A 2,308-nucleotide genomic window follows, 5' to 3' on the forward strand; every position below is an offset into this window, starting at 1 on the left:
TTTCAATCCTTGTTTTAATGGATGTTACTCTTCAACGTACATAACAAGACTTTATCGTGACTATGCACCAGCAGTTTCAATCCTTGTTTTAATGGATGTTACTCTTCAACTCATAATATCAAAAAAATTAAATAATTCAATAACTTTATGAATATTTCCCATACTTACTTTTCTTTTTTTTAATATAATTTAGTTTTAAAAAAACACTTTTATGATACTCTTTACATACTTTTTGTAACCTGAAAATATTATAATATAATCCTTTCATGATTTTTCCCTCCTAAATACAAATATTTTTGTAACAACAGTCGATACATTTAGATAAATATTTTGTTCCATTAGGATAATATCCTGATTGAATTATCCTTAATATATCTTCAATTATATCTAATGCTTTTTCAAAATTTCTTTCTTGAAAAGCTATTTCTTTTACTAAATTCTTACTTCGAGTATAACAAATATATCCTCGGTTTACATTCTTTTGGTAATTTTCTTTAATTAAAATTGCATACAAGGTAGATTGAATTTTATGGGTACGATATAACCTATCTTTATATTCAGTAAACTTATAATCAAATGGTGCGAGAGTACCATCTTCTAAAAATAAAACCTCATCAACTACCCCTTTTAAATGATACTTGCTAGAAGCCAAATAAACAGAAATATCTCTTTTAATGCAAGGTAGTTTTTTCCTTAGATAAGCTTTATTTAATTTAGCTTTTTCCTGGTGAATTTCCCTTCCCATTAGTACTTTATACCTTTGTTCTTCATGCTGGGGGATGGCAAGACAATTCATAAAGTAGATAAATCTCGGGCAATATAAATATTCTATTACTTCTGAGGGAGTAATATACACCCCTTCTTTTAAAATTTCCTCCACTTTATTTCTTTTCCTCTAAAAAAGTTTAGCAATTATTTCATCTTTTACCATTTTTTTATCAAAGGCTTGACCTAATAGTTTAACTTTTTTAAAATCCTCATCACACATTGGGAAAATATATACAGAATCCTCGTTCTTATCAATAATATTATCACATCGTAAGGATAACTCATCTATTTCATTCTTATTTAAAGTTCCCAAAAAAACACTCTTTTGAACTCTATAAAGTCCATAACCCTTACAATGTATTGCCACTCTACTTCTAGTTTTATTTTTTGCGATGTCATATATCACCCATACTAACATTAGGATAATCTCATTTCTGTTTTAATAAATTATTAGCAATCCGATGAGACTCAAACTGAATTATATTCTTATTTTTAATATTTCTTCCTCTATAACGAACTGTAGTTTCAAAAGTATCATTTAATTCATTTATTAATAATGCTTTACCTTCTTGATTAAGTGAAAGACCATTTTTAATTTTGTCAAAGTATTCTTTTTTAACCTTTCTTTTACTAAATAAATACATCACGGTCTTTTCCGCAAATACCCTATACATTTCGATAAGATCAAATACTAAAGACTTCTTATTGTAATTATCAGCATGGATAAATCCGATATAGGGATCTAGACCTGCAATAATACAAGATTTTTCTACCATTGAATAAAGTACTCCATATGCATAGTTTAGCAAACAATTAAATTCATCTTGGGCAGGATTTCTGCTTCTCCCTTTAAATTTAAATCCATCCGGCATGATATAGCTTAAGGCTTCAAAATATTCTTTACCGGCTATGCCCTCAATAGCCATAATATTGTTTCGCTTTTCTTCTATAGCCCCTTCTATTTTTGTTATCATAGATTTCCTTTTTTCTAAAGAAATTATATATTCATTTATGCGGTTTTCTTTTTTAGACCGGGAATTTTTTAAACTTTTAAGAAAATCAATCTGATTATCTATCTTACCAGTTATCCATTCTTTTGCTAAATTCAAGCCCTTTTCGCCGATAGAAGCTTCCAATTGTTTTCTTCTAATTAAGGTAGTACTCCCTAATTTAGAATGCCATACCCTTCCATAAGGATTGCCAAAATAATCTAAAAAAACAATATCAATATTATTATCCATGGCAAACTTGATAGCATCAGTTGAAATGTACGCACTAGTGGTTATTAAAATGCTTTCAATTTTTTTAACGGAAACTTCAAAAACTTTATCATCATTCTTAATTAGAAAACAATTATTCTGTTTACGTAAATACGCACCTCTGGAATTTATAACTAATTGCATATTTTATCTTCTCTTTTTTTATTCTTTTATTTTTCGAATGGTTCCAAATCCGCGAGAAACTGATTTACCTAATCCAATATAGTCAGGAAGATAGAAATTTACTTGGAAAATACCAAAAAAACCTATTACATCTTCCC

5 protein-coding genes are annotated in these 2,308 nt (G+C 28.2%); all 5 read right to left on the bottom strand.

Translation table 11 applies throughout. From position 1 onward, the window contains the following. Positions 1–145: 145 nt before the first annotated feature. A complete protein-coding gene (locus COZ07_RS01210) occupies positions 146–268 on the bottom strand; it encodes a hypothetical protein (RefSeq protein ID WP_406606778.1) in 123 nt (40 codons plus the stop codon). Positions 269–280: 12 nt separating this feature from the next. Next, on the bottom strand, positions 281–880 hold the full coding sequence (gene cas4, locus COZ07_RS01215; protein ID WP_406606779.1) for a CRISPR-associated protein Cas4: 600 nt from the start codon (positions 878–880) through the stop codon (positions 281–283). A gap of 15 nt (positions 881–895) precedes the next feature. After that, positions 896–1,186 (bottom strand): CRISPR-associated endonuclease Cas2, encoded by a 291-nt coding sequence (gene cas2, locus COZ07_RS01220; protein WP_406606780.1) that lies wholly within the window; start codon positions 1,184–1,186, stop codon positions 896–898. 10 nt (positions 1,187–1,196) lie between these two features. Beyond that, positions 1,197–2,171 (bottom strand): CRISPR-associated endonuclease Cas1, encoded by a 975-nt coding sequence (gene cas1, locus COZ07_RS01225; RefSeq protein ID WP_406606781.1) that lies wholly within the window; start codon positions 2,169–2,171, stop codon positions 1,197–1,199. Between the two features lie 18 nt (positions 2,172–2,189). Next, on the bottom strand, positions 2,190–2,308 hold a 119-nt coding region (locus COZ07_RS01230), incomplete at its 5' end, for a CRISPR-associated endonuclease Cas6 (protein WP_406606782.1).

This window comes from Candidatus Infernicultor aquiphilus (assembly GCF_002784285.1).
Taxonomy (GTDB): Bacteria; Atribacterota; Phoenicimicrobiia; order Phoenicimicrobiales; family Phoenicimicrobiaceae; genus Infernicultor; species Infernicultor aquiphilus.